Source organism: Actinomycetospora sp. 2LY8.5, from assembly GCF_057180585.1.
This window is the reverse complement of record NZ_JBXUHE010000110.1, coordinates 1-1,149: the sequence shown is the minus strand read 5'-3', so window position 1 is coordinate 1,149 and position 1,149 is coordinate 1. Positions and strand designations below refer to the sequence as shown.

General features: G+C 73.2%; 1 protein-coding gene. It reads left to right on the top strand.

Annotation, left to right across the window (positions count from 1 at the left end):
* A partial coding sequence (locus AC2A1K_RS35630) for an IS110 family RNA-guided transposase (RefSeq protein WP_483901076.1) occupies positions 1–1,130 on the top strand: 1,130 nt, incomplete at its 5' end.
* Positions 1,131–1,149: the final 19 nt, after the last annotated feature.

Sequence of the window (1,149 nt, the reverse complement as noted above, 5' to 3'; positions counted from 1 at the left end):
CCGGCAAGCGGCTGCACGACAAGGCGCTGCCCAACGACGAAGCCGCACTGCGCGCGGTGTTCGGTCGTCTCGCCGAGCACGGCCGGGTGCTGGTCGTGGTCGACCAACCCGCCTCGATCGGCGCGTTGGCGGTCGCGGTGGCCCGGGAGCTCGGTGTCGAGGTGGCCTACCTGCCCGGGCTGGCGATGCGCCGCATCGCCGACCTGCATCCTGGCCAGTCCAAGACCGACGCCCGCGACGCGCACGTCATCGCTGACGCCGCCCGGACCATGCCCCACACCCTGCGGCGCATCCGCGGCGACGACGAAACCCTCGCCGAACTCAGCGTTCTGGCTGGCTACGACGACGACCTCGCCGGCCAGTCGACCCGATTGACCAACCGGCTCCGCGACGCGCTGCTGCACGTCCACCCCGCCCTGGAACGCCTGATCGGGCCCCGTCTGGACCGCGCCGGGATCCTCGAGCTGCTCGCGGCCGCACCGACCCCGGCCGCGCTGACCGAGCTCGGCGCCGAGGGCATGGCCGCGGTGATGGCGCCGCGCTCGCCGCGACTGGCGCGGACCCTGCCCGCCCAGATCCTCACTGCTCTGGCAGCCCAGTCGCTCGTGGTTCCCGGCACCGCGGCCTTCGCCCGCGTCATCACCGGAGTGGCCGGCCAGCTCCGCGACGTCCACGACGAACGCGCCGACCTGGCCGCCGAGCTCGAGGCTCGCCTGGAGGCCCACCCTCTTGGACCGGTCCTGACCACGATGCCCGGACTCGGGGTCAGGACCGCGATCAAGCTGCTCACCATCGTCGGCGACGGCTCGGCGTTCCCCACCGCCGCGCACCTCGCGGCCTACGCCGGGCTGGCCCCGGTCACCCGCCGTTCCGGCTCCTCGATCAAGGGCGAGACCCGCTCGCAGCGCGGGAACCACGCCCTGAAGTCGGCGCTGTTCCTCTCCGCCTTCGCCGCGCTGAGCGACCCCGACAGTCGGGCCTACTACGACCGCAAGAGAGCCGCCGGCAAGCGTCACAACGCCGCCCTGATATGCCTGGCCCGCCGCCGCACCGACGTCATCTACGCCATGCTCCGCGACCACCAGCCCTACCGCGCCCCAGCGCGAGCACCCGAGCCCCTCGCGGCTTGACAACCCCATAGAGACACCC